The organism is Pseudomonas sp. TNT2022 ID1044 (assembly GCF_028656895.1).
Lineage (GTDB): Bacteria > Pseudomonadota > Gammaproteobacteria > Pseudomonadales > Pseudomonadaceae > Aquipseudomonas > Aquipseudomonas reinekei.
Genome location: NZ_JAMDHB010000032.1, coordinates 1 through 23,135 on the forward strand (window position 1 = coordinate 1; position 23,135 = coordinate 23,135).

Annotated in this window: 22 protein-coding genes and 4 tRNA genes; 14 read left to right on the forward strand and 12 right to left on the reverse strand. The window is 59.6% G+C overall.

The genetic code is table 11. The features are described from left to right. Positions 1–180: 180 nt before the first annotated feature. Positions 181–597 (reverse strand): pilin, encoded by a 417-nt coding sequence (locus M5G20_RS28470; RefSeq protein ID WP_273921905.1) that lies wholly within the window; start codon positions 595–597, stop codon positions 181–183. 225 nt (positions 598–822) lie between these two features. Here M5G20_RS28470 and pilB point away from each other — a divergent pair, with 225 nt between their 5' ends. The 5 genes from pilB to yacG are packed head-to-tail and all read left to right on the forward strand — an operon-like array spanning position 823 to position 5,434. After that, on the forward strand, positions 823–2,523 hold the full coding sequence (pilB, locus tag M5G20_RS28475) for a type IV-A pilus assembly ATPase PilB (protein ID WP_273921906.1): 1,701 nt from the start codon (positions 823–825) through the stop codon (positions 2,521–2,523). 2 nt (positions 2,524–2,525) lie between these two features. Next, positions 2,526–3,743 (forward strand): type II secretion system F family protein, encoded by a 1,218-nt coding sequence (locus tag M5G20_RS28480; protein ID WP_273921907.1) that lies wholly within the window; start codon positions 2,526–2,528, stop codon positions 3,741–3,743. Between the two features lies 1 nt (position 3,744). Then, positions 3,745–4,617, forward strand: coding sequence for a prepilin peptidase (locus M5G20_RS28485; RefSeq protein ID WP_273921908.1), 873 nt, complete (start codon positions 3,745–3,747; stop codon positions 4,615–4,617). Beyond that, positions 4,614–5,237, forward strand: coding sequence for a dephospho-CoA kinase (gene coaE, locus M5G20_RS28490; protein WP_212626538.1), 624 nt, complete (start codon positions 4,614–4,616; stop codon positions 5,235–5,237). The genes M5G20_RS28485 and coaE overlap by 4 nt, the downstream gene beginning before the upstream one ends. Then, a complete protein-coding gene (gene yacG, locus M5G20_RS28495) occupies positions 5,234–5,434 on the forward strand; it encodes a DNA gyrase inhibitor YacG (RefSeq protein WP_056855639.1) in 201 nt (66 codons plus the stop codon). The genes coaE and yacG overlap by 4 nt, the downstream gene beginning before the upstream one ends. Before the next feature lie 28 nt (positions 5,435–5,462). Here the strand turns inward: yacG and M5G20_RS28500 are convergent, their stop codons facing one another. After that, positions 5,463–6,152, reverse strand: coding sequence for an energy-coupling factor ABC transporter permease (locus M5G20_RS28500; protein ID WP_273921909.1), 690 nt, complete (start codon positions 6,150–6,152; stop codon positions 5,463–5,465). 151 nt (positions 6,153–6,303) lie between these two features. Between M5G20_RS28500 and M5G20_RS28505 the strand changes: the two genes are divergently transcribed. Next, entirely contained in the window at positions 6,304–6,546 is a 243-nt protein-coding gene (locus M5G20_RS28505; RefSeq protein ID WP_273921910.1) for a DUF2790 domain-containing protein, read from the forward strand. A gap of 8 nt (positions 6,547–6,554) precedes the next feature. On the opposite strand, the gene M5G20_RS28510 is transcribed toward M5G20_RS28505, so the two are convergent. The 3 genes from M5G20_RS28510 to M5G20_RS28520 are packed head-to-tail and all read right to left on the reverse strand — an operon-like array spanning position 6,555 to position 10,407. Then, positions 6,555–7,823 carry an OprD family porin gene (locus M5G20_RS28510; protein ID WP_273921911.1) on the reverse strand — a complete coding sequence of 423 codons (1,269 nt, stop codon included), beginning with the start codon at positions 7,821–7,823 and terminating at the stop codon, positions 6,555–6,557. A gap of 16 nt (positions 7,824–7,839) precedes the next feature. Continuing rightward, positions 7,840–9,060, reverse strand: coding sequence for a benzoate/H(+) symporter BenE family transporter (locus M5G20_RS28515; RefSeq protein ID WP_273921912.1), 1,221 nt, complete (start codon positions 9,058–9,060; stop codon positions 7,840–7,842). A gap of 3 nt (positions 9,061–9,063) precedes the next feature. Continuing rightward, positions 9,064–10,407 carry an aromatic acid/H+ symport family MFS transporter gene (locus M5G20_RS28520; RefSeq protein WP_273921913.1) on the reverse strand — a complete coding sequence of 448 codons (1,344 nt, stop codon included), beginning with the start codon at positions 10,405–10,407 and terminating at the stop codon, positions 9,064–9,066. A gap of 219 nt (positions 10,408–10,626) precedes the next feature. Between M5G20_RS28520 and M5G20_RS28525 the strand changes: the two genes are divergently transcribed. Genes M5G20_RS28525 through M5G20_RS28540 form a run of 4 tightly spaced genes read left to right on the forward strand, consistent with a single transcriptional unit; the run spans position 10,627 to position 13,361 of the window. Continuing rightward, on the forward strand, positions 10,627–11,253 hold the full coding sequence (locus M5G20_RS28525; protein WP_007970534.1) for a DUF1780 domain-containing protein: 627 nt from the start codon (positions 10,627–10,629) through the stop codon (positions 11,251–11,253). Continuing rightward, the gene (locus tag M5G20_RS28530; protein ID WP_273921914.1) at positions 11,250–11,777 is read left to right on the forward strand and encodes an MOSC domain-containing protein; all 528 of its coding nucleotides are present in this window, start codon (positions 11,250–11,252) and stop codon (positions 11,775–11,777) included. The genes M5G20_RS28525 and M5G20_RS28530 overlap by 4 nt, the downstream gene beginning before the upstream one ends. Before the next feature lie 51 nt (positions 11,778–11,828). Further along, positions 11,829–12,002, forward strand: a complete 174-nt coding sequence (locus tag M5G20_RS28535) for a DUF3094 domain-containing protein (protein ID WP_007970531.1) — start codon at positions 11,829–11,831, stop codon at positions 12,000–12,002. Positions 12,003–12,062: 60 nt separating this feature from the next. Then, complete coding sequence (locus tag M5G20_RS28540; RefSeq protein WP_273921915.1) at positions 12,063–13,361, forward strand: NAD(P)/FAD-dependent oxidoreductase; 1,299 nt, start codon at positions 12,063–12,065, stop codon at positions 13,359–13,361. Positions 13,362–13,568: 207 nt separating this feature from the next. Here M5G20_RS28540 and M5G20_RS28545 read toward each other — a convergent pair. The 7 genes from M5G20_RS28545 to rluD form a co-directional block, all read right to left on the reverse strand. Next, positions 13,569–13,645, reverse strand: a tRNA-Pro gene (locus tag M5G20_RS28545). Positions 13,646–13,740: 95 nt separating this feature from the next. After that, positions 13,741–13,816: transfer RNA gene (locus tag M5G20_RS28550), tRNA-Lys, on the reverse strand. 5 nt (positions 13,817–13,821) lie between these two features. Then, positions 13,822–13,898: transfer RNA gene (locus M5G20_RS28555), tRNA-Pro, on the reverse strand. Between the two features lie 9 nt (positions 13,899–13,907). Continuing rightward, positions 13,908–13,983: transfer RNA gene (locus tag M5G20_RS28560), tRNA-Asn, on the reverse strand. A 300-nt stretch (positions 13,984–14,283) separates the two neighbouring features. Then, positions 14,284–16,848: an ATP-dependent chaperone ClpB gene (gene clpB, locus M5G20_RS28565; protein WP_273921916.1), complete on the reverse strand. Its 2,565-nt coding sequence runs from the start codon at positions 16,846–16,848 to the stop codon at positions 14,284–14,286. A 130-nt stretch (positions 16,849–16,978) separates the two neighbouring features. Continuing rightward, positions 16,979–17,704, reverse strand: coding sequence for a peptidoglycan editing factor PgeF (gene pgeF / locus M5G20_RS28570; protein ID WP_273921917.1), 726 nt, complete (start codon positions 17,702–17,704; stop codon positions 16,979–16,981). Continuing rightward, a complete protein-coding gene (gene rluD, locus M5G20_RS28575) occupies positions 17,701–18,663 on the reverse strand; it encodes a 23S rRNA pseudouridine(1911/1915/1917) synthase RluD (RefSeq protein WP_273921918.1) in 963 nt (320 codons plus the stop codon). Before rluD ends, pgeF begins: the two co-directional genes overlap by 4 nt. A gap of 151 nt (positions 18,664–18,814) precedes the next feature. On the opposite strand from rluD, the gene M5G20_RS28580 reads away from it, so the two are divergent. The 4 genes from M5G20_RS28580 (at position 18,815) to M5G20_RS28595 (ending at position 23,121) form a co-directional block, all read left to right on the forward strand. After that, positions 18,815–19,837, forward strand: coding sequence for an outer membrane protein assembly factor BamD (locus M5G20_RS28580; protein ID WP_075948413.1), 1,023 nt, complete (start codon positions 18,815–18,817; stop codon positions 19,835–19,837). Between the two features lie 137 nt (positions 19,838–19,974). Continuing rightward, complete coding sequence (locus M5G20_RS28585; protein WP_075948412.1) at positions 19,975–20,208, forward strand: PP0621 family protein; 234 nt, start codon at positions 19,975–19,977, stop codon at positions 20,206–20,208. Beyond that, the gene (locus tag M5G20_RS28590; RefSeq protein WP_273921994.1) at positions 20,198–21,787 is read left to right on the forward strand and encodes a sensor histidine kinase; all 1,590 of its coding nucleotides are present in this window, start codon (positions 20,198–20,200) and stop codon (positions 21,785–21,787) included. Before M5G20_RS28585 ends, M5G20_RS28590 begins: the two co-directional genes overlap by 11 nt. A 2-nt stretch (positions 21,788–21,789) precedes the next feature. After that, positions 21,790–23,121 (forward strand): sigma-54-dependent transcriptional regulator, encoded by a 1,332-nt coding sequence (locus M5G20_RS28595; protein ID WP_273921919.1) that lies wholly within the window; start codon positions 21,790–21,792, stop codon positions 23,119–23,121. The last annotated feature ends 14 nt before the right edge of the window (positions 23,122–23,135 follow it).

Here is a 23,135-nt window from a genome sequence, read left to right on the forward strand (position 1 = left end):
AATCAGATCAGTCCTAGGAACGGTCTTACGTACACAACGCGTGTTGCTTGAGGTACACCGTATTTTGCCTGGATGTAGCGATGCCCGGCAGGGGTGGATAGAGGCCATGCATGAGCATGGAGGGCTAAAAAAAATGCCCCGTTCTCTCGACGGGGCACCTTTTATATCGCAACTGATTGATCAGCTGGCTGCCGCCGTACAGCCGGGCGGAGCGTATTCGGCTGTTACGCCGGTCGCGCATGACCACCCCGTAGTTGCACTGCGGGAAAGGGTGATTGTCTTGCCGGCTACAGGCGCTGGCGCTTTTTGCAAGGTGCAGACGATGGTGCCAGCCCCGGACGCTACGGTGCCCGTGACGGCAATTGCGCAATTTTGCGTGGTCGTTCCTGCTCCGGTCAGGGTGGTCGGCTCTGCAGTGCCGGAATTCATGAGGTCTTCAAACGAAACCTTCAACGCCGAAATCTCCGCCAGCCCGGCGGTGACCTTGGCCCGCGCCTGGTACTTGGAGTACGCCGGTATCGCAAACGTCGCGAGAATGCCGATGATCGCCACCACGATCAGCAGCTCGATCAGGGTAAAACCTTTTTGAGTCTTCATAGACAGCCTCCGTGCATGAGTCGAAATCTCATGATCTGAACCTGTCGCAGCACAGCCCATGCCAAGCCCGGTACGCCGTGCTGGCGGGGTACTCGCCGGGCTTAAAGACCTTTCCTACTCCCAGTATCCGCACTATCTGACACTTTTTGTCACCTCGGAGCCGCTGGTTTGGTTCCGTCGCTTGACTAGGCTATAAGTCATGAATTGTCTGCGTCCGGTATCCCAATGAATGACATCGCCCTCAGCGGCCTGGCCAAACAGTTGGTCCTGGCCGAGCTGCTCACTGACAAAAGCGCGCGACAGGCGTATCAGCAAGCCCAACGCAACCGTATGTCCCTGGTCAGCTACCTGGTGCAGAACAAACTGGTGAAAAGCCACCAGGTCGCCGAAATCGCCTCGGAGCACTTCGGCATGGCTCTGCTGGACCTGCATGCCCTGGACAAGGACTTGCAGCCCAAGGGCCTGGTCAGCGAGAAGCTGGTCCGCCAGCATCACGCCCTGCCCCTCTGGCGTCGTGGCAACAAGTTGTTCGTCGGGGTTTCCGACCCGACCAACCATCAGGCCATCAACGACATCCAGTTCAGCACCGGGCTCACCACCGAAGCGATCCTGGTCGAAGACGACAAGCTCAGCGATGCCATCGAGAGATTCTTCGACAACCCGGGCACTGGCCTGGAAGAAACCGCCGACGTCGACCTCGATGGCCTGGACATCGAGGCCACCCATGACAAAAGCCAGGACGCTATCGGCGGTCAGGAGGCCGATGACGCCCCGGTGGTGCGCTTCGTCCATAAAATGCTGCTCGACGCGATCAGGAGCGGTTCTTCCGACCTGCATTTCGAACCCTACGAAAAGCACTACCGCGTACGCATGCGTACTGACGGCGTGTTGCATGAAGTCGCCAGGCCGCCGATCCAGCTGGCCAGCCGTATCGCCGCACGCCTCAAAGTCATGGCCAGCCTCGACATCTCCGAACGTCGCAGACCCCAGGACGGCCGGATCAAGATGCGCCTGTCCAAAAGCAAATCCATCGACTTTCGGGTCAATACCCTGCCCACCCTGTGGGGCGAGAAAGTGGTGATCCGGATTCTCGACCCCGCCAGCGCGCAAATGGGCATCGACGCCCTTGGGTACGAGCCCGACCAGAAAGACCTGTACATGGCTGCGCTGAAACAGCCACAAGGCATGATTCTGGTGACCGGCCCCACCGGCTCGGGCAAAACCGTGTCGCTCTACACCGGGCTGAACATACTCAATACCGTGGACATCAACATTTCGACCGCCGAAGACCCGGTCGAAATCAACATGGAAGGCATCAACCAGGTCAACGTCAATCCCAAGCAGGGCATGGATTTCGCCCAGGCGCTGCGCTCGTTCCTGCGTCAGGACCCGGACGTGATCATGGTCGGCGAAATCCGCGATCTCGAAACTGCCGAAATCGCCATCAAGGCTGCCCAGACCGGGCACCTGGTACTGTCGACCCTGCACACCAACAGCGCCGCGCAAACCCTGACCCGCCTGCACAACATGGGCATCCAGGGCTTCAATATCGCCACCTCCGTCAGCCTGATCATCGCCCAGCGCCTGGCGCGCAAACTGTGCAGCCATTGTCGCGTGCCGGTGGAGATTCCCCGTGAAACGTTGCTAAAGGAAGGTTTTCCCGAGGAACGCATCGGCACCTTCACGCTCTATGGACCGGTCGGCTGCGATCACTGCAACGTCGGCTACAAAGGGCGAGTGGGGATTTATGAAGTGGTGAAGAACACGGCGGACCTGCAACGGCTGATCATGGCTGAAGGCAACGCACTGCAAATCGATGACCAGATGCGTAAGGACGGCTTTAACGACCTGCGCACCTCAGGACTGCTCAAAGCCATGCAGGGCATCACCAGCCTGGAAGAAATCAACCGGGTCACCAAGGACTGAACATGGCGGTCAAGGCAGCGAAAATCAGCGTGTATGCCTGGGAAGGCACAGACCGCAAAGGCACGAAAATCAGCGGCGAGTTGAGTGGGCAGAACCCGGCGCTGGTCAAGGCACAACTGCGCAAGCAAGGCATCAACCCCGGCAAGGTGCGCCGGAAAACCACGTCGATTTTCGACATGGGCAAACGCATCAAGGCCCACGATATCGCCCTCTTCACCCGGCAAATGGCGACGATGATGAAAGCGGGTGTGCCGCTCCTGCAATCGTTCGACATCATCGGCGAAGGCTTCGACAACCCGGCCATGCGCAAGCTGGTGGACGAAGTGAAACAGGAAGTCGCCGCAGGCAACAGCTTTGCCGCCGCCCTGCGCAAAAAACCGCAATATTTCGATGAGCTCTACTGCAACCTGGTGGACGCCGGAGAGCAGGCCGGTGCGCTGGATACGCTGCTGGAGCGGGTGGCGACCTACAAGGAAAAGAGCGAAAGCCTCAAGGCCAAGATCAAGAAAGCCATGACCTACCCGCTGGTGGTGGTCTTCGTGGCGATGATCGTTACCGCCATTCTGCTGGTCAAAGTGGTGCCACAGTTTCAATCGGTGTTCGAAGGGTTCGGTGCCGAATTGCCCGCCTTCACCGTCATGGTCATTGGCCTTTCGCAGTTCATGCAGGACGGGTGGTGGGTCATGCTCGGCGCGCTGATTGTGGCGATTTTCGGGGTGCGCCACGCCTTCAGGACGTCACAGGGGTTTCGCGACCGCACGGACGCCTGGTTGCTGAAGCTGCCGCTGGTGGGCACCTTGATGTACAAGTCCGCCGTGGCCCGATTTGCCCGAACCCTGTCGACCACCTTCGCGGCCGGCGTACCGTTGGTGGAAGCCCTGGAGTCAGTGGCCGGCGCCACCGGCAACATCGTGTTCAAACGGGCCGTGCTGCGCATCAAGCAGGACGTCTCGACAGGCATGCAACTGAATTTTTCCATGCGCACATCCGGCATTTTCCCGAACATGGCCACGCAGATGACCGCCATTGGCGAAGAGTCCGGGGCACTGGATGACATGCTCGACAAGGTCGCCGAATTCTACGAGGACGAGGTCGACAACATGGTCGATAACCTGACCAGCCTGATGGAACCGTTCATCATGGTGGTGCTGGGTGTTATCGTCGGCGGATTGGTGGTTGCCATGTACCTGCCCATCTTCCAACTCGGCTCAGCGATCTGACATGCCCTTGAACGAAATACTGATTCAATACCCGCTGGCGTTCGTTGTGATCGCCGGGGTGATCGGCCTGCTGGTCGGCAGCTTCCTCAACGTGCTGGTCTGGCGCCTGCCGAAAATGCTGGAACGCGAATGGCGCGTGCAGGCCCACGAGATCCTCGGGCAGCCCGGCGAATCAACGCTGCCGACCTTCAATCTGTTTCTACCCCACTCCCAATGCCCGCATTGCAGCCACCGGATACGCCCGTGGGAAAATATTCCGGTGCTCAGTTTTCTGTTCCTGCGCGGCCGCTGTTCAGGCTGCGCAGCACCGATCAGCAAGCGTTATCCGCTGGTCGAACTGGCCTGCGGCCTGGGGTCGGCTTTCATTGCCTGGCATTTCGGCTTCGGCTGGCAAGCGTGCATGACATTGCTCCTGAGCTGGGGCCTGTTGGCCATGAGCCTGATCGACGCCGAGCACCAACTGCTGCCGGACGTGCTGGTGCTGCCCTTGTTGTGGCTGGGGCTGATCGTCAACAGTCTCGATCTGTTCGTGCCGTTACCGGACGCAGTGTGGGGCGCCGTGGCCGGCTACATGACGCTGTGGTCGGTGTTCTGGCTGTTCAAGCTGCTTACCGGCAAGGACGGCATGGGCCATGGTGACTTCAAGTTGCTGGCGATGTTTGGCGCGTGGGGCGGCTGGCAGATTCTGCCGCTGACGATCCTGTTGTCATCCTTGGTGGGCGCGGTGATTGGCGTGATTTACCTGCGCTTGCGCAATGCCAGAACATCGACGCCGATCCCCTTCGGCCCCTATCTGGCAATTGCCGGCTGGATTGCCTTGCTCTGGGGTGGTCAAATAACCGACTTCTATTGGCAGTTTGTCGGTTTGAAATGAATACCCCTGTGGAAAAACCCTGGATTCTCGGCCTGACCGGCGGCATCGGCAGCGGCAAGAGCGCGGCTGCCCAGCATTTCATCGACCTGGGTGTGCACGCGGTCGATGCCGATCACGCCGCACGCTGGGTGGTGGAACCGGGTCGGCCGGCGCTGGCGAAAATCGCCGAACACTTCGGCCCTGGCGTCTTGCAGGCCGACGGCCAACTGGATCGCGCCGCATTGCGCAAACTGATCTTCGAAGTGCCGGATGAACGTCGCTGGCTGGAAGCCTTGCTGCATCCGCTGATCGGCGAAGAAATCGCCCATCACCTGGCGCTGGCAAAATCACCTTACGCGATCCTGGTTTCACCGCTGCTGATCGAGTCCGGCCAGTACGCCATGACCCAACGGGTGCTGGTCATCGATGCCCCGGAACAGCTACAGATCGAACGCACCTTGCGGCGCGACCAGACCAGCGAACAGCAGGTTCAGGCGATCCTCAAGGCCCAGTCCAGCCGTCAGGATCGCATCAGCCATGCCGACGATGTGGTGGTCAATGACCGCGACCTCGCCTGGCTGCACAGCGAAGTCGAGCGCCTGCATCACTTTTACCTAACTTTGCGTGGAGGCCAGTCATGAGCCAAACCCCAACCGTCGAATGCCCGACCTGCGGCGCCCCTGTCGAATGGAGTGCCGAGAGTAAATTCCGGCCGTTCTGTTCGGACCGTTGCAAACTGATCGACCTCGGCGCGTGGGCGTCGGAAGAACACAAGATCCCGGTCGCCCCCGATGCCGAGGACGAACTGTTCAGCGGCGATTTCGACCCGCGTCACTGATCCTTGTCATCGACGATCCCGGGACTCATCAAGGCTTGGGATCGTCGTCTTTCCACGGCGCCGACAAGTAACGCGTGCGGTTGAACGTCTCCAGCCACTCGGGGCAAAACACTACCAGCGCACTGACCACCATGCCGTTGATGAATGCCTCCGGGAAAATGATCAGCCACAGGTAGCCGACGAAATCTTCCAGCCAGTACGGCATGGCAAACACCCCGTCGAACCACAGCAACCAGAGCGCCAGCAGCAGGCACAGCAACGCCGACAGCGCCGCTGCAAAGAAGCCGGAAACGAAGATGTACACGAAGGGATTACGCGGCTGCCCGCGCTCCACGAGGATGGCGCAGCACTCGGTGACCAGCACCGGCAACGCAATCAGCAAGGCGCCGTTGACCCCGACAGCGGCCAGGTCCTGACGCCCCAGCAGCACCAGCCCCATTTGCGCCACCAGCCCGCCGACGAGCGCCAGCGGCCAGTCCAGCAGCAACGTCACCGCCGTCATGCCGATGAAGTGATAGGACACGCCGGTATCGAAATCCCGCCGCACCAGCCACAACAGAAACAATGCGAACACTGTCCCGAACAGCAGATGCTGACGACGGCTGTCGGTAAACAACTCGACCCAGGGCGCGCGACAGATCGCCCAGATCAACACCGGCACATAGATCAGCCAGCCGACCGCAAGGGTTTGCGATGACAGCAATTCGGCACCGATCATGGCGATGTGCGCCTCCTGGGGAAAAACGGCAGGCACTCAGTCTACGGTGACTGTTACGTTTCAGGTAAGGCTGCATCTGCCGTTCGCCCCTTTATCCGTAGGTGGCAAAGACTAAAATTCAGGTATCAAAACCGACCTGGAGCACGCCAGCATGAAAACCCTGATCAGCCTGTTACTGACTGTCATCGCCACCTCGGCCATGGCCGCAGGCAACGAACCTCCTGCCGTTCAGTACAACCCCGCGCAGCCTCTGGACATCGCCAAAGTAGTTTCAGTCTCGGACACGGCAAACGCGTGCGGGGTTGTACCGGCGACCATGGAATACATCGATCATCAGGGCCAGACCCACCGCGTGACCTACAACGTCATCGGTGATTGCACCAGCAACCTGTGATCAGCGGCTCATAGCAAGGTCCACGTGTAACTGAGGATCAAGCGGTTCTCGTCGATATCACTGCGGTAGTTGGAACGCGCCATCGCATTGCGCACACGAATGCCCAAGCCTTTGAGGCTGCCACTCTGCAGCACATAGCCGATGTCCAGGTCACGCTCACGATCCTTCCCCTCAAAGCCCTTCCCGGTATCGACATTGTTGCCACTGATGTAGCGCACGGTACTGGTCAATCCCGGCACACCGAGCGCCGCGAAATCGTAGTCATAGCGCGCCTGCCAGGAACGTTCATCGGTGTAGGCGAACTCGTAGGTCGGCACTTCGTTGCCCAGTGGCGAGATGTTGGCAAATACCCGTGGAAATGCGCTGTCACCGAACATGCTGTGATAGCCGACGTAAAACGTATGGCCGCCACGCTTGGCCGACAGCAACGAGAAGAACGCCTGGTTGTCGATGTTGCCCAGCTGTTTTTTGCCGTCCTCGCGTGAGTCGTAGTAGCCGAGGTTGGCACCGAGAACCCAGTCCCCCACCGGCTCACTGTGTTTTAGACCCAGGAAGCGCTGGTTGTAGATATCTTCCAGCTGACCATACCAGGCGCTGACCGAGCTGCGCTTGTCGTTGAAGACATAATCAGCGCCGGCAAAATTGAAACCGTCACTGCTGACCTGGCGCTGCGGCACATGCCCCAGCATCGCTTGCATCTTTTCGTCCCCAGCCTCGTTGCGCAGGCTGGTTGAACTCAAGTGACCACCCTGCAGCGTCAGGCCGTTGATCTCGTTAGAGGTGATGCTTGCGCCCTGATAACTCGGTGGCAACAGGCGAATATCGCTGAAGGCCAACACCGGAAGATTGGGTTGCAGTTCACCGACTTTCAGCTCGGTTCTGGAGTAGCGCATCTTCAACGCGCCTTCCAGACGGCTGAAGTTGTCCGCCGCACGACCGTCGTCCTGCACCGGCAGCAACCCGGTATTGGTGCGGTCCGGAGCACTGTCGAGCTTGAGGCCGAGCAGGCCGATGACGTCCACACCAAAACCGACGGTGCCCTGGGTGTAGCCGGACTTCACGTTGAGAATAAAGCCCTGCGCCCACTCTTCGGCCTTCGACTGCTGATTGGCACCGACGATGTCGGAAAAGTCGCGACTGAAGTAATAATTGCGCGCCTGCAACGACGCGCTGGTGCCTTCGATAAAGCCTTTTTCTGCGGCCATCGCGCCGGTGGAAAAACCCGAGACGACAGCCAGGGACAACACCGAACCAGTTGTTGGGAGAGTCTGTTTCATTGTCTTTCTCTTATTGTTATTGATCGACAGGTTGAACAACTTCAGTTGCAGCGGATTTGCGAAGGGGAACGGGACGACGGGCGTTTAACAGCACATGGGTGACCATGCCGAAAATCAGCCCCCAGAATGCGGCGGACAACCCGAACAGCGACATGCCCGAAGCGGTGACCAGAAACGTCACCAGCGCGGCTTCACGATCGCCCGGCACAGCCATGGCGCCCGTCAACGCGCCGGCAATGGCGGCGAACAGCGCCAACCCGGCCAGCGCCGCGATCAGTTCTTTGGGGAACGCCGAAAACAGCGAAACCAACGTGGCACCGAAAATCCCGAACAGCAGGTAACACAGGCCGCCGACGACTCCCGCCACGTAGCGTTTACGTGGATCTTCGTGGGATTCGCGACCGGTGCAGATCGCCGCGGTGATCGCCGCCAGGTTCAGCCCATGGCAACCGAACGGCGCCAGCAGCGCCGTGCCCAGCGCGTTACTGGCGATGATCGGGCTGGCCGGTATGGAATAACCGCTGGCACGTAGCACCGCCATGCCGGGCACGAACTGACCGGTCAGCGCCACCATCACCAGCGGCAAGGCGATGTTCAGGATCGCGCCGAGGCTGAATTGGGGCGTGATCCACACCGGCGTGGCCAGGCCGATCACCAACGCTTCACGATGTAAATCGCCAGTGAACGCAGCAATCGAACAGCCCACCAGCAGCACCATCATCACCGCATAGCGCGGCATCAACCGCTTGCAGATCAGGTAGCAGGCAAACATCGCCAGGACCAGCATCGGCTTGTGCTGCATCGACACAAACAACCCGGTGCCAAAGCTGAACAGGATCCCCGCCAGCATCGCCGCGGCAATGGCGGCGGGCAGCTTGTTGATGATCCGGTCGAACGCCCCGGAAATGCCGACCACGAAAATGATCAGGCTGCTCACCAGATACGCCCCCACCGCCTCTGCCATGGAGACGTCCGGCAATAGCGCCACCAGCAACGCCGAGCCCGGCGCCGACCAGGCAATGATCACCGGCACGCGGTAGCGCAGGCTCAAACCGATGCCCAGCACTGCGCTGCCAATGGAAATCGCCCAGATCCAGGACGACAGCACTTCCCGCGAAAGATGTGCCGCTTCAGCCGCTTGAAAAATGATCACCAACGGGCCGGCGTAGGAAATCACCGTGGCGATGAATCCAGCCACGGCGGCTGACAGGGAGAAGTCCCGGAGAAACCCTTTCATGACTCAGGCACCGGTCGCTGACAGCGCCGGGCTGACGCTGGAGGCGCTGCGTCGGCTGCTGATGGCGAATACGGTCATGGCCAGGGCTGCCACCGCCCCGGGCAATGCAAACGCCATGAAGTTCAGTTGCAAGGGCAGGCTGATCCCGAGCAAGGCACCGCCCAGCAGCGGACCGACGATGGCACCGTTGCGCCCGATGCCCGACGCCCAACCCAACCCGGTAGAACGAATCGTCATGGAGTAAAACTGCGCGGCACAGGCGTACAGCAAAATCTGCGAACCAATGGTGGTGGCACCCGCAATGGCGATCAGCAGGTACAACACCGGCATCGGACTGTTGAAGCCCAGCAGGGTGATCGACACCGCCGCCATGGCAAAAAACACCGCCAGCACTTTCGGCAGATTGAGTTTGTCACCCAACACCCCGCCGCCCACCGCGCCGAAAATCGCCCCGAAATTCAACACCAGCAGGAACGACAGGCTCGAGCCCAGGCTGTAACCGGCGTTGGCCATCAGTTTCGGCAGCCAGGAACTCAGCGCGTACACCATCAGCAGGCAGCAGAAAAACGCCAGCCACAGCATCAGCGTGCGCAGCGCACGGCCTTCACGGAACAACTGCAACACCGGGGCGCCCGTGCCCTTCACTTCATCCATGTGCAACTGATCGGATGTATGAGCAACGTACGCGGGATCGACGCGTTGAAGAATGTTGCGCGCCTCTTCATTGCGTCCCTGACGCAGCATGAAACCCACCGATTCGGGCAGGAAATACATGATCAGCGGCAACAACAGCAACGGCAGGACCGCCACGTAAAACACCGACTGCCAGCCGAAGCTCGGGATCAGCACAATGCCCAGCCCGGCGGACAACATGCCGCCCACCGAGTAACCACTGAACATGATCGCCACCAGTGTGCTGCGGATTTTTTTCGGCGCGTATTCGTTCATCAGCGCCACGACGTTAGGCATCACGCCGCCAATGCCGAGCCCGGCGATGAAGCGACAAATGCCGAATTCGGTGGGGTTTCGGGCGAAACCGTTGAGCACGGTGAAACCACTGAAGAGGATCACGCAAAGGGTGATGGCTTTCTTGCGGCCGATCTTGTCCGACAACGGGCCAAAGAACAGCGCGCCGAACATCATGCCGAACAATGCGTAACTCCCCAGTGCACCGGCTTGCAGAGGACTGAGCCCCCACTCCTTCATCAGCATTGGCAAAACCACGCCGTAGATCACCAGATCGTAACCGTCGAAAATGATGATCAGGGCACACCAGAACAGCACCATCCAGTGAAAGCGGTTGAAACGAGCGTTGTCGATAACCTCATGTACGTCGATCTTGCGCATGGCATTTATCTCTTGTTGTTGTTTTTGTAGAGCGTCGGTAACACGGCTTACGTCCGTACAGCCGAGGGTAGAGCCATCCAATACGTGGCAATATCCAGTGCGCGCAGATCACTATCCGTTTTGTGCAGTGCCCTGAAACGGGCGTGAGAACCGGGGGAATTGACCCTCTCCGACAAACTGTCTTCTTTGCGATCACATTTGAACGCTAAGCTTGGGCCTATGGATGACTCAGATTACTTACGCCTGCTGACCATCGCGGCCGAGCAAGCCAACGCGTTCCTGTCCAATGCCCGCAAATGGGAGCGTGAGCGTTGGGTCTGCCAACGCCTGCTGCAAGGGCTGAACATTCCGTATCGCGCCGACGAATTCGCCCCGGCCGGGGAACCCCCGGACGTACTGTTTCGCGACGCCAGTTTCGAAGTGTTCTTCGTGCTCGATGAGGGGCGGCGCCTCAATGATGAGTGGCGCGATGAACTGCAACGCCGGCGCAGCGCGTTCTCCCTGAGCCAGCTGGTGCGCCGCGAAGCCAAGCCGCGACGCATCCCCGCCAACGAGTTCTTGCTGCGGCTGGCGCCGACCTTGCGCAAGAAAGCGCATAACTACAAAGAACGCGGCATGGACTTGGGTGAGCTGGACATCATCGCCTTCGCCAGCCTCAAGCGCGAAGTGCTGGACCTCAACAGCCATTTCCCGCCGCCCACCGAATACCTGCGCCAGGGCTGGCGCTCGCTGTCGCTGGTAGGGCCGACGTTCGCCCGCGTTCTGTTCGCCCATCCCGACGCACCGGATTTCCTGCGCAGCAACCTGGGACGCAGCATCGTCTTCGATGTCGGGATCAGCCTGTGAGTCCATTGCAGGAATTGATTGCCCATGTCCCGCAAACCGGCCGCGTGCGCTGGATCGGCGTGCGCCCGGAACGTAACGCGCCGATGATCGAACTGGACGCCGTGGAAGCGCGGCTTGAAGCCGGTTTGACCGGTGACCGCGCCCGGCCAGGCGTACGCAACGCGCGGCAGGTGACGCTGATTCAGTGGGAACATCTGGCAGTAATCAGTTCGCTGATGGGGCGCCCGAGCGATCAACCGGTCAAACCTGAAGATCTGCGGCGCAATCTCGTTATCAGCGGGATCAATCTGTTCAGTCTCAAGGGCCGGCGCTTCCGGATCGGCCAGGCGATTTTCGAAACCACTGGCTGGTGCCAGCCTTGCGCACGCCTGCAAAACAACCTCGGCCCGGGCACCTTTCAAGCTGTACGCGGGCATGGCGGGATCACTGCCCGAGTGTTACAAAGTGGCATTATTCGCCTGGATGATACGGTGAACGTCGAGCCTGTTCCGGACACCGGCTATGCTCCGTTCATCGTTCGTTAAATCAGCCTGTAGCTTCTACACATTCAGCAACGTCTACCTGACGAGGCCTTTATGACCAGCCGCCTGAACCCCGACGATCAAAAACATGTCGAAGAGTACCTGCAACTGTCCCAGCACCAAGTCGAGCGCCGACCTTTCCGGCCGTGGATGCTCCTTGTACTGGTATTGGCAGTGACCATTGGTTTAGGCCTGTTGAGCCGACTTATCAGTTACCTGACGCTATGAGCTGCCTTGCGCTCGCGCGGTTGACTGTACCGATTTCTTTTAGCCTTGCGAGTTATCCCCATGTCCCATCGTATTGTTATTGTCGGCGGCGGCGCCGGCGGTCTGGAGCTGGCTACCCGTCTGGGTAAGACTCTGGGCAAGCGCGGCACTGCCAGCGTCATGCTGGTCGACGCGAACCTGACCCACATCTGGAAGCCGCTGTTGCACGAAGTGGCGGCCGGGTCGCTGAACTCTTCCGAAGACGAACTCAACTATGTCGCCCAGGCCAAATGGAACCACTTCGAGTTCCAGCTGGGGCGCATGAGCGGGCTCGACCGCGCGAACAAGAAAATCCAGCTGGCCGCCACCTACGACGAAGCCGGTCTGGAACTGGTGCCCGCCCGTGAAGTGCCGTACGACTCGCTGGTGATCTCTGTCGGCAGCACCACCAACGATTTCGGCACCTTGGGCGCGGCCCAGCACTGCCTGTTTCTCGATACCCGCAAACAGGCTGAGCGCTTCCACCAGCAATTGCTCAACCACTACCTGCGCGCCCATGCCGGGCAGACCGACAAAGTCGAGCAGATCAGCGTGGCCATCGTCGGCGCCGGTGCCACCGGGGTCGAACTGGCTGCCGAACTGCACAACGCCGCCCATGAACTGGCGGCTTATGGCCTGGACCGGATCAAACCGGAAAACATGCACATCACCTTGATCGAAGCCGGTCCACGGGTATTGCCAGCGCTACCGGAACGCATCGGCGGACCTGTGCATAAAACCCTGGAGAAACTCGGGGTCAACGTGATGACCAACGCAGCGGTCAGCGAAGTGACGGCTGACAGCCTGATCACCGCGGATGGCAAAGTGATCAACGCCAGCCTGAAAGTCTGGGCGGCGGGGATTCGCGCACCGGCGTTCCTCAAGGACATCGACGGCCTGGAAACCAACCGCATCAATCAGCTGCAAGTGCTGCCAACCCTGCAAACCACCCGCGACGACAACATTTTTGCCTTCGGTGACTGCGCCGCCTGCCCACAGCCAGGCACCGACCGCAACGTCCCGCCGCGCGCCCAGGCTGCGCATCAACAAGCATCGTTACTGGCCAGATCGCTGAAGCTGCGCATCGAAGGCAAGGCGCTGCCGGAGTACAAGTACACCGACTACGGCTCCTTGATTTCGCTGTCGCGTTTTTCCGCTGTGGGTAACTTGATGGGCAACCTCACCGGCAGTGTGATGCTCGAAGGCTGGCTGGCGCGGATGTTTTATGTCTCGTTGTACCGCATGCACCAGATGGCGTTATACGGCCCGTTCCGCACGGCGATGCTGATGCTGGGCAGCAAGATCGGACGCGGCACCGAGCCACGCCTGAAGCTGCACTAAAGCAAAACCTGTGGGAGCTGGCTTGCCAGCGATTGCGGTGAGTCAGTCAACGAAGATGTCGACTGGCGCGACGTCATCGCGGGCAAGCCACGCTCTCTCACAGGTTTCAATGGCGCTCATAAATTCCGGGTACACCGGATTGCATGCTTTCGCGTTTCTCGCAGACAAAAAAAATCCCCGTATCTTTCGATACGAGGATTTTTAATATGGTCGGGGTAAGGGGATTCGAACTCCTGACATCCTGCTCCCAAAGCAGGCGCGCTACCGGACTGCGCTATACCCCGGTAAAAAAAAGGCACCTTCGAGAGGCGCCTTCTGCGAACAGAGCTTTTGGCGTCTGATCTTAAGATTCGATTCCAGCGTTAACTGGTTTCAAAAATGGTGGGTCGTGTGGGATTCGAACCTACGACCAATTGGTTAAAAGCCAACTGCTCTACCAACTGAGCTAACGACCCAAAAATGGTCGGGGTAAGGGGATTCGAACTCCTGACATCCTGCTCCCAAAGCAGGCGCGCTACCGGACTGCGCTATACCCCGGTTTGAAATTGGCTCCGTGACCAGGACTCGAACCTGGGACCCAATGATTAACAGTCATTTGCTCTACCGACTGAGCTATCACGGAACTACATATTTCAAATTACAACTTTGAAGCTTTACTGCGTTCTCTTCGACTCGTTCGCATCGCTGCGTTCGTGTGTCTGAGGCGCGCTATTCTACAATCTTCAGCACCTCTGTCAACCCCCTAAATTGCTTTCAAGTTAATGATTTGCAACTTATTTTGGATTCCTGCTTGGGGAGCGGAAACCCTGGCGGGTGACTGACTGCGGGGCGCACTTTACAAGCCTTTTCCTTTGAGTTCAACAGCCTAACGAAAAAAAGGCCTCGCAATGCGAGGCCTTTTCATTTTTGCTGCCGTCGAGGATCAGGTGAAGACGATTTCGTCGTTTTCCACCACACCATGGGCCGTGTCCCCTGGCATGAATCGTCCCGACAGAATCAGCTGCGCCAGCGGGTTCTCGATCCAGCGCTGAATCGCTCGTTTGAGCGGCCGTGCGCCGTACACCGGGTCGTAACCCACCGCGATCAGCTTATCCATGGCCTCAGGACTGAGTTCAAGCTTCAGCTCCCGCTCGGTCAGGCGGCTACGCAGACGCCCCAACTGTATCTCTGTGATACCGGCGATCTGATCCCGTGCCAATGGCTCGAAAATCACCACTTCGTCGACCCGGTTGATGAACTCCGGCCGGAAGTGCGTGGAAATGGCATCCATGACCGCCGCACGCTGCGCCTCACGATCACCGACCAGCTCCTGGATCTGCACCGACCCCAGGTTAGAGGTCATGACAATCACGGTGTTCTTGAAGTCCACCGTGCGGCCATGGCTGTCAGTCAGGCGACCATCTTCGAGCACTTGCAGCAAGATGTTGAACACATCCGGGTGCGCCTTCTCGACTTCATCCATGAGAATCACCGAGTAAGGCTTGCGACGCACAGCCTCGGTCAGATAGCCGCCCTCTTCATAACCGACATACCCTGGTGGCGCGCCGATCAAGCGAGCCACGGAATGCTTCTCCATGAACTCGGACATGTCGATCCGCACCATCGCCTCTTCCGTATCAAAGAGGAACTCGGCCAACGCCTTGCACAGCTCGGTTTTACCGACACCGGTCGGGCCGAGGAACATGAACGAGCCACTTGGCCGGTTCGGGTCGGACAACCCGGCGCGGGAACGCCGTACCGCATTGGAAACTGCGACCACCGCCTCTTCCTGGCCAATCACACGTTTGTGCAAAAGGCTTTCCATCTTCATCAGTTTGTCGCGCTCGCCTTCGAGCATCTTCGACACCGGGATACCGGTCCACTTGGACACGACTTCGGCGATCTCTTCTTCAGTCACCTTGCTGCGCAGCAACTGGTTTTCGGCCTTGCCATGCTGGTCGACCATTTGCAGGCTGCGCTCCAGGTCCGGGATCACCCCGTACTGCAATTCGGCCATGCGGTTCAGGTCGCCTTTACGGCGAGCGGCTTCCAGTTCCTGCCGGGACTGTTCGATCTTTTGCTGGATCTGCGCAGAACCCTGAACTTCGGCTTTTTCCGAGTTCCAGATTTCTTCGAGATCGGAGTACTCACGCTCATGCCGAGCGATTTCCTCCTGCAGTTTTTCCAGGCGCTTCTTCGCCGCGTCGTCGCTTTCTTTCTTCAGCGCCTGGGATTCCACCTTCAGCTGAATCAGGCGACGCTCCAGACGGTCCAGCACTTCCGGCTTGGAGTCGATTTCCATACGGATGCGGCTGGCGGCCTCGTCGATCAGGTCGATGGCCTTGTCCGGCAACTGCCGGTCAGTGATGTAGCGATGGCTGAGCTTGGCCGCCGCAATGATCGCACCGTCGGTGATCGCCACCTTGTGGTGAACCTCATAGCGTTCTTTCAAGCCACGCAGGATGGCGATGGTGTCTTCCTCACTCGGTTCGTCCACCAACACTTTCTGGAAGCGTCGCTCAAGCGCGGCGTCCTTCTCTATATATTGGCGGTACTCGTTGAGCGTGGTTGCGCCGACGCAATGCAGCTCACCGCGTGCCAGGGCGGGCTTGAGCATGTTGCCCGCATCCATCGAGCCTTCGCCTTTACCGGCGCCGACCATGGTGTGCAGCTCGTCGATGAACAGAATGATCTGTCCTTCCTGCTTCGACAGCTCATTAAGCAGGGATTTCAGGCGCTCTTCGAACTCACCGCGATACTTGGCACCGGCAATCAACGCCCCCATGTCCAGGGACAACAGACGCTTGCCCTTGAGGCCATCCGGCACTTCGCCATTGATGATGCGCTGGGCCAGGCCTTCGGCGATGGCGGTTTTACCCACACCAGGCTCACCGATCAGCACCGGGTTGTTCTTGGTGCGGCGTTGCAGCACCTGGATCGTCCGGCGAATTTCGTCGTCACGGCCGATCACCGGATCAAGCTTGCCGTCTTCGGCGCGCTTGGTCAGGTCGACGGTGTATTTGTCCAGCGCCTGGCGCGCCTCCTCGTGGTTCGGGTCGTTGACGGCCTCGCCACCACGCAGGTTGTTGATCGCGTTTTCCAAGGCTTTCTTGCTCACGCCCTGACCGAGCAACAGCTTGCCGAGCTTGCTGTTTTCGTCCATGGCGGCGAGCAGCACCAGCTCACTGGAGATGAACTGGTCGCCCTTCTGCTGGGCCAGACGGTCAGCCTGGTTGAGCAGACGCGCCAGATCCTGCGACATGTTGACGTCGCCGGTCGGGTTCTGGATTTTCGGCAGTTGGTCGAGTTCTTTGGTCAGTTCTTTACGCAGGCTGTTGACGTCGAAGCCCACCTGCATCAGCAGGGGCTTGATCGAACCGCCCTGCTGTTCGAGCAAAGCTTGCATCAAGTGGGCCGGCTCGATGGCCGGATGATCGAGGCCGACAGCCAGGGATTGGGCATCGGACAACGCCAACTGCAATTTGCTGGTTAAACGGTCTATACGCATGGGTCACCTTCCTTTTGAGCAGGCCGGACCTATAAAACATCCTGAATGAAGAAACCTGCCAGATAGCACAATAGATGCGGTCGATTCTGGGAGTTTCAAGCGCCGTGACGTTGATGTAGATCAGACAAGTCTAGTGTTGGAGCCAGATAAGGGAGGCGAATCGACCGGTGCGGGACGCACGGCGATAGGAAAAGAAGCGAGGGTCGGTGACGGTGCAGAAACCGCCGCCATAGACAGCCGTCACCCCGCGAGCTGCCAAGCGCAAGCGCGCGAGCATATAGATGTCGGCCATGAACTTGCCGGCGTTTGCGCTGGGCACAAAGGCTTCATCTGCTTGTGGCAGTTGCTGCACGAAGGTTTCGCGCACTTCAGGGCCAACTTCAAAGGCTTGCGGGCCAATGGCCGGGCCGAGCCATACCAAGACTTCGGCTGGTGGCACGTCCAGACTGTCGAGCGTTGCTTCGAGTACACCCGCCGCCAACCCGCGCCATCCGGCATGGGCTGCGGCAACGCGAGTACCGGCACGGTCGCAAAACAGCGCTGGCAGGCAGTCGGCAGTCATTGCCGCACAGGCAATACCTGGGGTGGCCGTCCAGCTGGCATCGGCGGTCACCACTCGGCTCGGGTCCGCGTGTGCCACGACAATGCCGTGAACCTGCTGCAACCAGGCCGGCCGGATAGAAAAATGATCGGTGAGGCGACGGCGATTCTCGGCGACAGCTTCAGGGCTGTCGTCGACGTGATCGCCGAGATTGAGGCTGTCGAACGGCGCCAGACTGACGCCGCCCGAACGGGTGGTGACACAGGCTTTGACCCCGGCCGGCGCGGGCCAGTCAGGAATCAGCCAGTCACTCATCCAATGAACGCCTCGCGGTCTTGCTTGAGCAGGGTCAGCAACCAGACGAAATCTTCCGGCAGTGGCGATTCCCAGCTCATGCGTTGACCGGTCGTCGGGTGATCCAGCTCCAGGAACCGCGCATGCAGCGCCTGACGCGGGAAGTTTTTCAGCGACTCGACCATGGTCGGGTTGGCTGCCGGCGGAATCCGGAAACGACCGCCGTAGGCAGGATCTCCGACCAACGGGTAGTTGATGTGCGCCATGTGCACGCGAATCTGGTGCGTACGACCGGTTTCCAGCTTCACCCGCACGTGAGTGTGGGATCGGAAACGCTCAAGCACACGGTAATGACTGACGGCAGGCTTGCCGCCTTCCATCACGGCCATGCGCTGGCGTTGCTGGCCATGACGACCGATCGGCGCATTGATCTTGCCACCCGCCGTCACCACACCAATCACGATGCATTCATAGATGCGGCTGACGCTGCGGCTCTGCAACTGTGCAACCAGCTGCGTCTGCGCCTGAATGGTCTTGGCCACCACCATCAGACCGGTGGTGTCCTTGTCCAGACGATGCACGATACCGGCGCGGGGCACATTGATGATGTCCGGCACGTGGTGCAGCAAAGCGTTAAGCAAGGTGCCATCGGCATGACCGGCAGCCGGATGCACCACCAGGCCCGCAGGCTTGTTGATCACCAGGATTTCGTCGTCTTCATAGACGATGTCGAGCTCGATGTCTTGAGCGATCCATTCGCCCTGAGCTTCCTGCTCGGCAGTGAGTTCAAGAATGGCGCCACCGTGAACGATGTCTCGCGGGCGGATAACCGCCCCATCCACAGTCAGGCGGCCGTCTTTGATCCAGGCGGAAAGGCGCGAGCGCGAGTGCTCAGCGAATAATTGTGCGGCGACTTGATCGAGGCGTTGGCCGCCCAATTCGGACGGCACCTCTGCGCGAAGTTCAATTTTATCGGACATGCTCAGACTAGGCGTCGGCACAGCCTTTGGTTTCGGCTGCGCGCTTGTGGTTAAATACGGCGTCTTTTGCCCCGAGGCTATTCAACGGGGCGCTCATCATAACAGGACGGCCACGCCCAAGACAGCGGCCGTCATAGGGACGCAAGCCGCCATGCAAGTGAAACACCTGCTGCTGATCGCCATCCTCGCATTGACCGCTGCTTGCTCATCGAAGGAAGTCGTAGACGAAAACCTGAGTGAAGTCGAGTTGTACCAACAGGCTCAAGCCGACCTGGACAACAACAGCTACACCAGTGCCACTGCCAAGCTGAAGGCTCTGGAATCGCGTTATCCGTTCGGTCGTTATGCCGATCAGGCGCAACTTGAGCTCATCTACGCCAACTACAAGAACGCCGAACCAGAGGCTGCAAAAGCCGCTGCGGAGCGTTTCATTCGTCTGCATCCACAGCACCCGAATGTCGATTACGCGTACTACCTGAAAGGCCTGACGTCTTTCGACCAGGACGTTGGTCTGCTGTCGCGCTTCCTGCCGCTGGACATGACCAAGCGTGACCCGGGTGCCGCGCGCGACTCCTACAACGAGTTCGCCCAGCTGACCAGCCGCTTCCCGAACAGCCGCTACTCGCCTGACGCCAAGCAGCGCATGATCTACCTGCGCAACCTGCTGGCAGCCTACGAGATCCACGTGGCCGACTATTACCTGACCCGCCAGGCCTATGTCGCTGCTGCAAACCGTGGTCGCTACGTAGTGGAAAACTTCCAGGAAACGCCTTCGGTCGGTGACGGCCTGGCGGTGATGACCGAGTCCTACCAGCGTCTGCACCTGGACGATCTGGCCGCGACCAGCCTCGAAACCCTGAAACTCAACTACCCGAACCACCCATCGCTGGTTGATGGTCAGTTCGTGCCGTCGGTTGCCGAAGCCGACAACCGTTCGTGGCTGAGCAAGGCCACCCTGGGCCTGATCGAGTCCCGTCCTCCGCTGCCGCCGGGAGAGACCCGCGCCAACCAGGACGTGCAGAAGCAGTTCCAGGACGCGAAAGAAGCCATTCCGAACGAACTCAAGCCTAAAGATGCGGATGGCGAGGTGATTGAGGAAGAGGAACACGAAGCGCAAGGCAACAACGAAGACCGTTCGTGGTTCAGCTACATGACCTTCGGCGTGTTCGACTGACACGACCGGCGGTACCAAAAGGGAGACTCTTGAGTCTCCCTTTTTCATTACCGTTTTTTTGTGAATGCCAATTGCACTGTGCGCCTGTCATGTCCCCGGCTAAACTGCCGGTTCATCAGCCAATAAAGCAGCTCATCATGCTTCGTTTACTCTTCTGGATCGCCGTGATTGCCGCCGCGGTGTGGTTCTGGCGCAAGTACAAGAGCCAGGTGTCCTCCCCCAAGTCCAATGCCGAGCTGGAAGCCGCGCCCATGGTCCGTTGCGCCCATTGCGGCGTGCACCTGCCTCGCGACCGCGCGCTGAACCTTCAACAACAGTGGTATTGCAGCCAGGCTCACCTTGAGCAAGGCCCCGGTTCCAGTGATCGCTGAGGCGTCCAGTCACGGCGGCAAACAGGCTCAGCGACTGCTGCGCCTTTATCATCTCTACCGTTTAAGCGTCGGCATCATTCTGGTGCTGCTGATCTCCAGCAACATGGACAACCAGTTGCTGACGTCAGCCAATGACGACCTGCTGCGCAGTGGCAGCTGGTTGTACCTGGTGCTGAATATTCTGCTGGTGGTCTTCTTCGAGAACACCCGCCGCCCGGCCCAACTGTTCAGCCTGGCGCTGCTCGACGTCTTGCTGCTGTGCGGCCTGTTCTATGCCGGCGGCGGTGTGGCCAGCGCCATCGGTAACTTGCTGATCGTCTCGGTGGCCATCAGCAACACCTTGGTGCGAAGGCGCATCGGCCTGTTGATTGCCGCCATCGCGGCGATCGGCATCGTCGGCTCAAGCTTTCTGCTGAGTTTTATCCATCGCGCCAGCCCCAACGACTACTTGCAGGTCGGCACCCTCGGCGCCCTGTGCTTTGCCGCCGCGCTGCTGGTACAAGGCCTGGTCCGACGCCTGGAAGTCAGCGAAACACTGGTGGAGCAGAAGGTCAGTGAAGTCGTCGGCCTTGAGGCGCTCAATGCCCTGATCCTGCAACGCATGCGCACCGGCATCCTGGTGCTCGACGACCAGCGGCGCGTGCAATTGGCCAATCACAGTGCCTTGGCCCTGCTGGGTTGCGAGCGCCTTGAAGGCCAGCTGATCGACGACCACTTCCCGTCGCTCGTCGAGCGTTTGCAGTTGTGGCTCAACAACCCGACGCTGCGCCCCCAAAGCCTGAAAATCGCCAGCAGCGGCATGGAGCTGCAACCCAGTTTCATAGCCCTGGACCCGAGCCCCCAACACCAAACCCTGGTTTTTCTGGAAGATCTCGCGCAAATCGCCCAACAAGCCCAACAACTGAAACTCGCCGCCCTCGGCCGCCTGACCGCTGGCATCGCCCATGAAATCCGCAATCCGTTGGGTGCCATCAGTCATGCCGCGCAGCTATTGCGAGAATCTGAGGAACTGAACAGCGCCGATCAACGTCTGACGCAGATTATTCAAGACCACTCTCAGCGCATGAATCGGGTAATCGAAAACGTCCTGCAATTGTCCCGCCGCCAGCAAACCGTGGCGCAACGTCTCGACCTGAAGCCGTGGCTGCAACAGTTCGTCACGCAAACCCGCGAGGCCGCGACCGAGCGCCAGCAGATCCACCTGAACTTCGGCCCCGGTGACTTCACGACCCTGATGGACCCGAACCAACTGCACCAGATCATCGACAACCTGATACGCAACGCGTGGCGCCACAGCGCGCAAAACCACGACCTGGCGCAGGTCTGGCTTGAGTTGTTCATCGAACCCGGCAGCCAGTTGCCGATCCTCGAAGTGCTGGATGACGGCGCCGGCGTGACGCCAGATCATCAGGCGCAACTGTTCGAACCTTTCTTCACCACCAGTCACCAGGGCACCGGCCTTGGGCTGTATCTGTCCCGTGAGCTGTGCGAAAGCAACCAGGCCCGCCTAGACTTCAAACCACGCCAAGGCGGCGGCTGCTTTCGCATAACCTTTGCTCACGGACGGAAACAAAGTTGAATATGAGCCCACGGCAAAAAGTCCTGATCGTCGACGACGAACCGGACATCCGCGAACTCCTGGAAATCACCCTGGGACGGATGAAACTCGACACCTACAGCGCGCGTGACGCGAGCGAGGCCCTGACCCTGCTCAAGCGCGAGACCTTCGATCTGTGCCTGACCGACATGCGCCTGCCGGATGGCACCGGCCTGGAGCTGGTGCAGCACATCCAGCAACGCTTCCCCCAGACCCCGGTGGCCATGATCACCGCGTACGGCAACGTCGACACGGCGATTAACGCGCTCAAGGCCGGTGCTTTCGACTTCCTCACCAAACCGGTGGACCTTAATCGCTTGCGGGAACTGGTCAGCAGCGCCCTGCTCCTGCCTGCCCCCGGCGGGGTCATTGATCGACGCCTGCTGGGCGACTCATTGCCCATGCGCAACTTACGCAAACAGATCGACAAACTCGCGCGCAGCCAGGCCCCGGTGTACATCAGTGGCGAATCCGGTAGCGGCAAGGAACTGGTGGCCCGACTGATCCATGACCGCGGCCCGCGGGCCAACCAGGCGTTCGTTCCGGTCAACTGCGGAGCGATTCCGTCGGAACTGATGGAAAGCGAGTTTTTCGGTCATCGCAAAGGCAGCTTCAGCGGCGCCATCGAAGACAAGCCGGGACTGTTCCAGGCCGCCCAGGGTGGCACGCTGTTTCTTGACGAGGTGGCAGACCTGCCGCTGCCGATGCAGGTCAAATTGCTGCGGGCGATTCAGGAAAAAGCCGTTCGCAGCGTCGGTGGCCAGCAGGAAATGGTGGTCGATGTGCGCATTCTTTGCGCTACCCACAAGGACCTTGGCGCCGAAGTCGCCGCGGAACGCTTTCGCCAGGATTTGTATTACCGCTTGAACGTGATCGAACTGCGCGTACCGCCCTTGCGCGAACGCCGTGACGACATCGAGCCATTGGCCAGCCACGTGCTCAAGCGCCTGGCTGCCGACACCGGTCAACCGGTGGCAAGACTGCACCCACAAGCACTCGAGGCGCTGAAAAGCTACCGCTTTCCCGGCAATGTGCGGGAGTTGGAGAACATGCTCGAGCGGGCTCACACCCTCTGTGAAAACAAACAGATCGAGGCCGGCGACTTGCGACTGGCCGAGGGAAACTGCACGCCTGAGGGTGGGTTGCCGGATTTGACGCAAATCGACAATCTTGAAGCGTATCTGGAAAACGTCGAACGTCAGCTGATTCTCCAGGCACTGGAAGAAACCCGCTGGAACCGCACGGCGGCGGCTCAGCGGCTGAATCTTTCGTTCAGATCAATGCGTTACAGGCTGAAGAAGCTGGGTCTGGATTGATCTTTTGGTCCTGC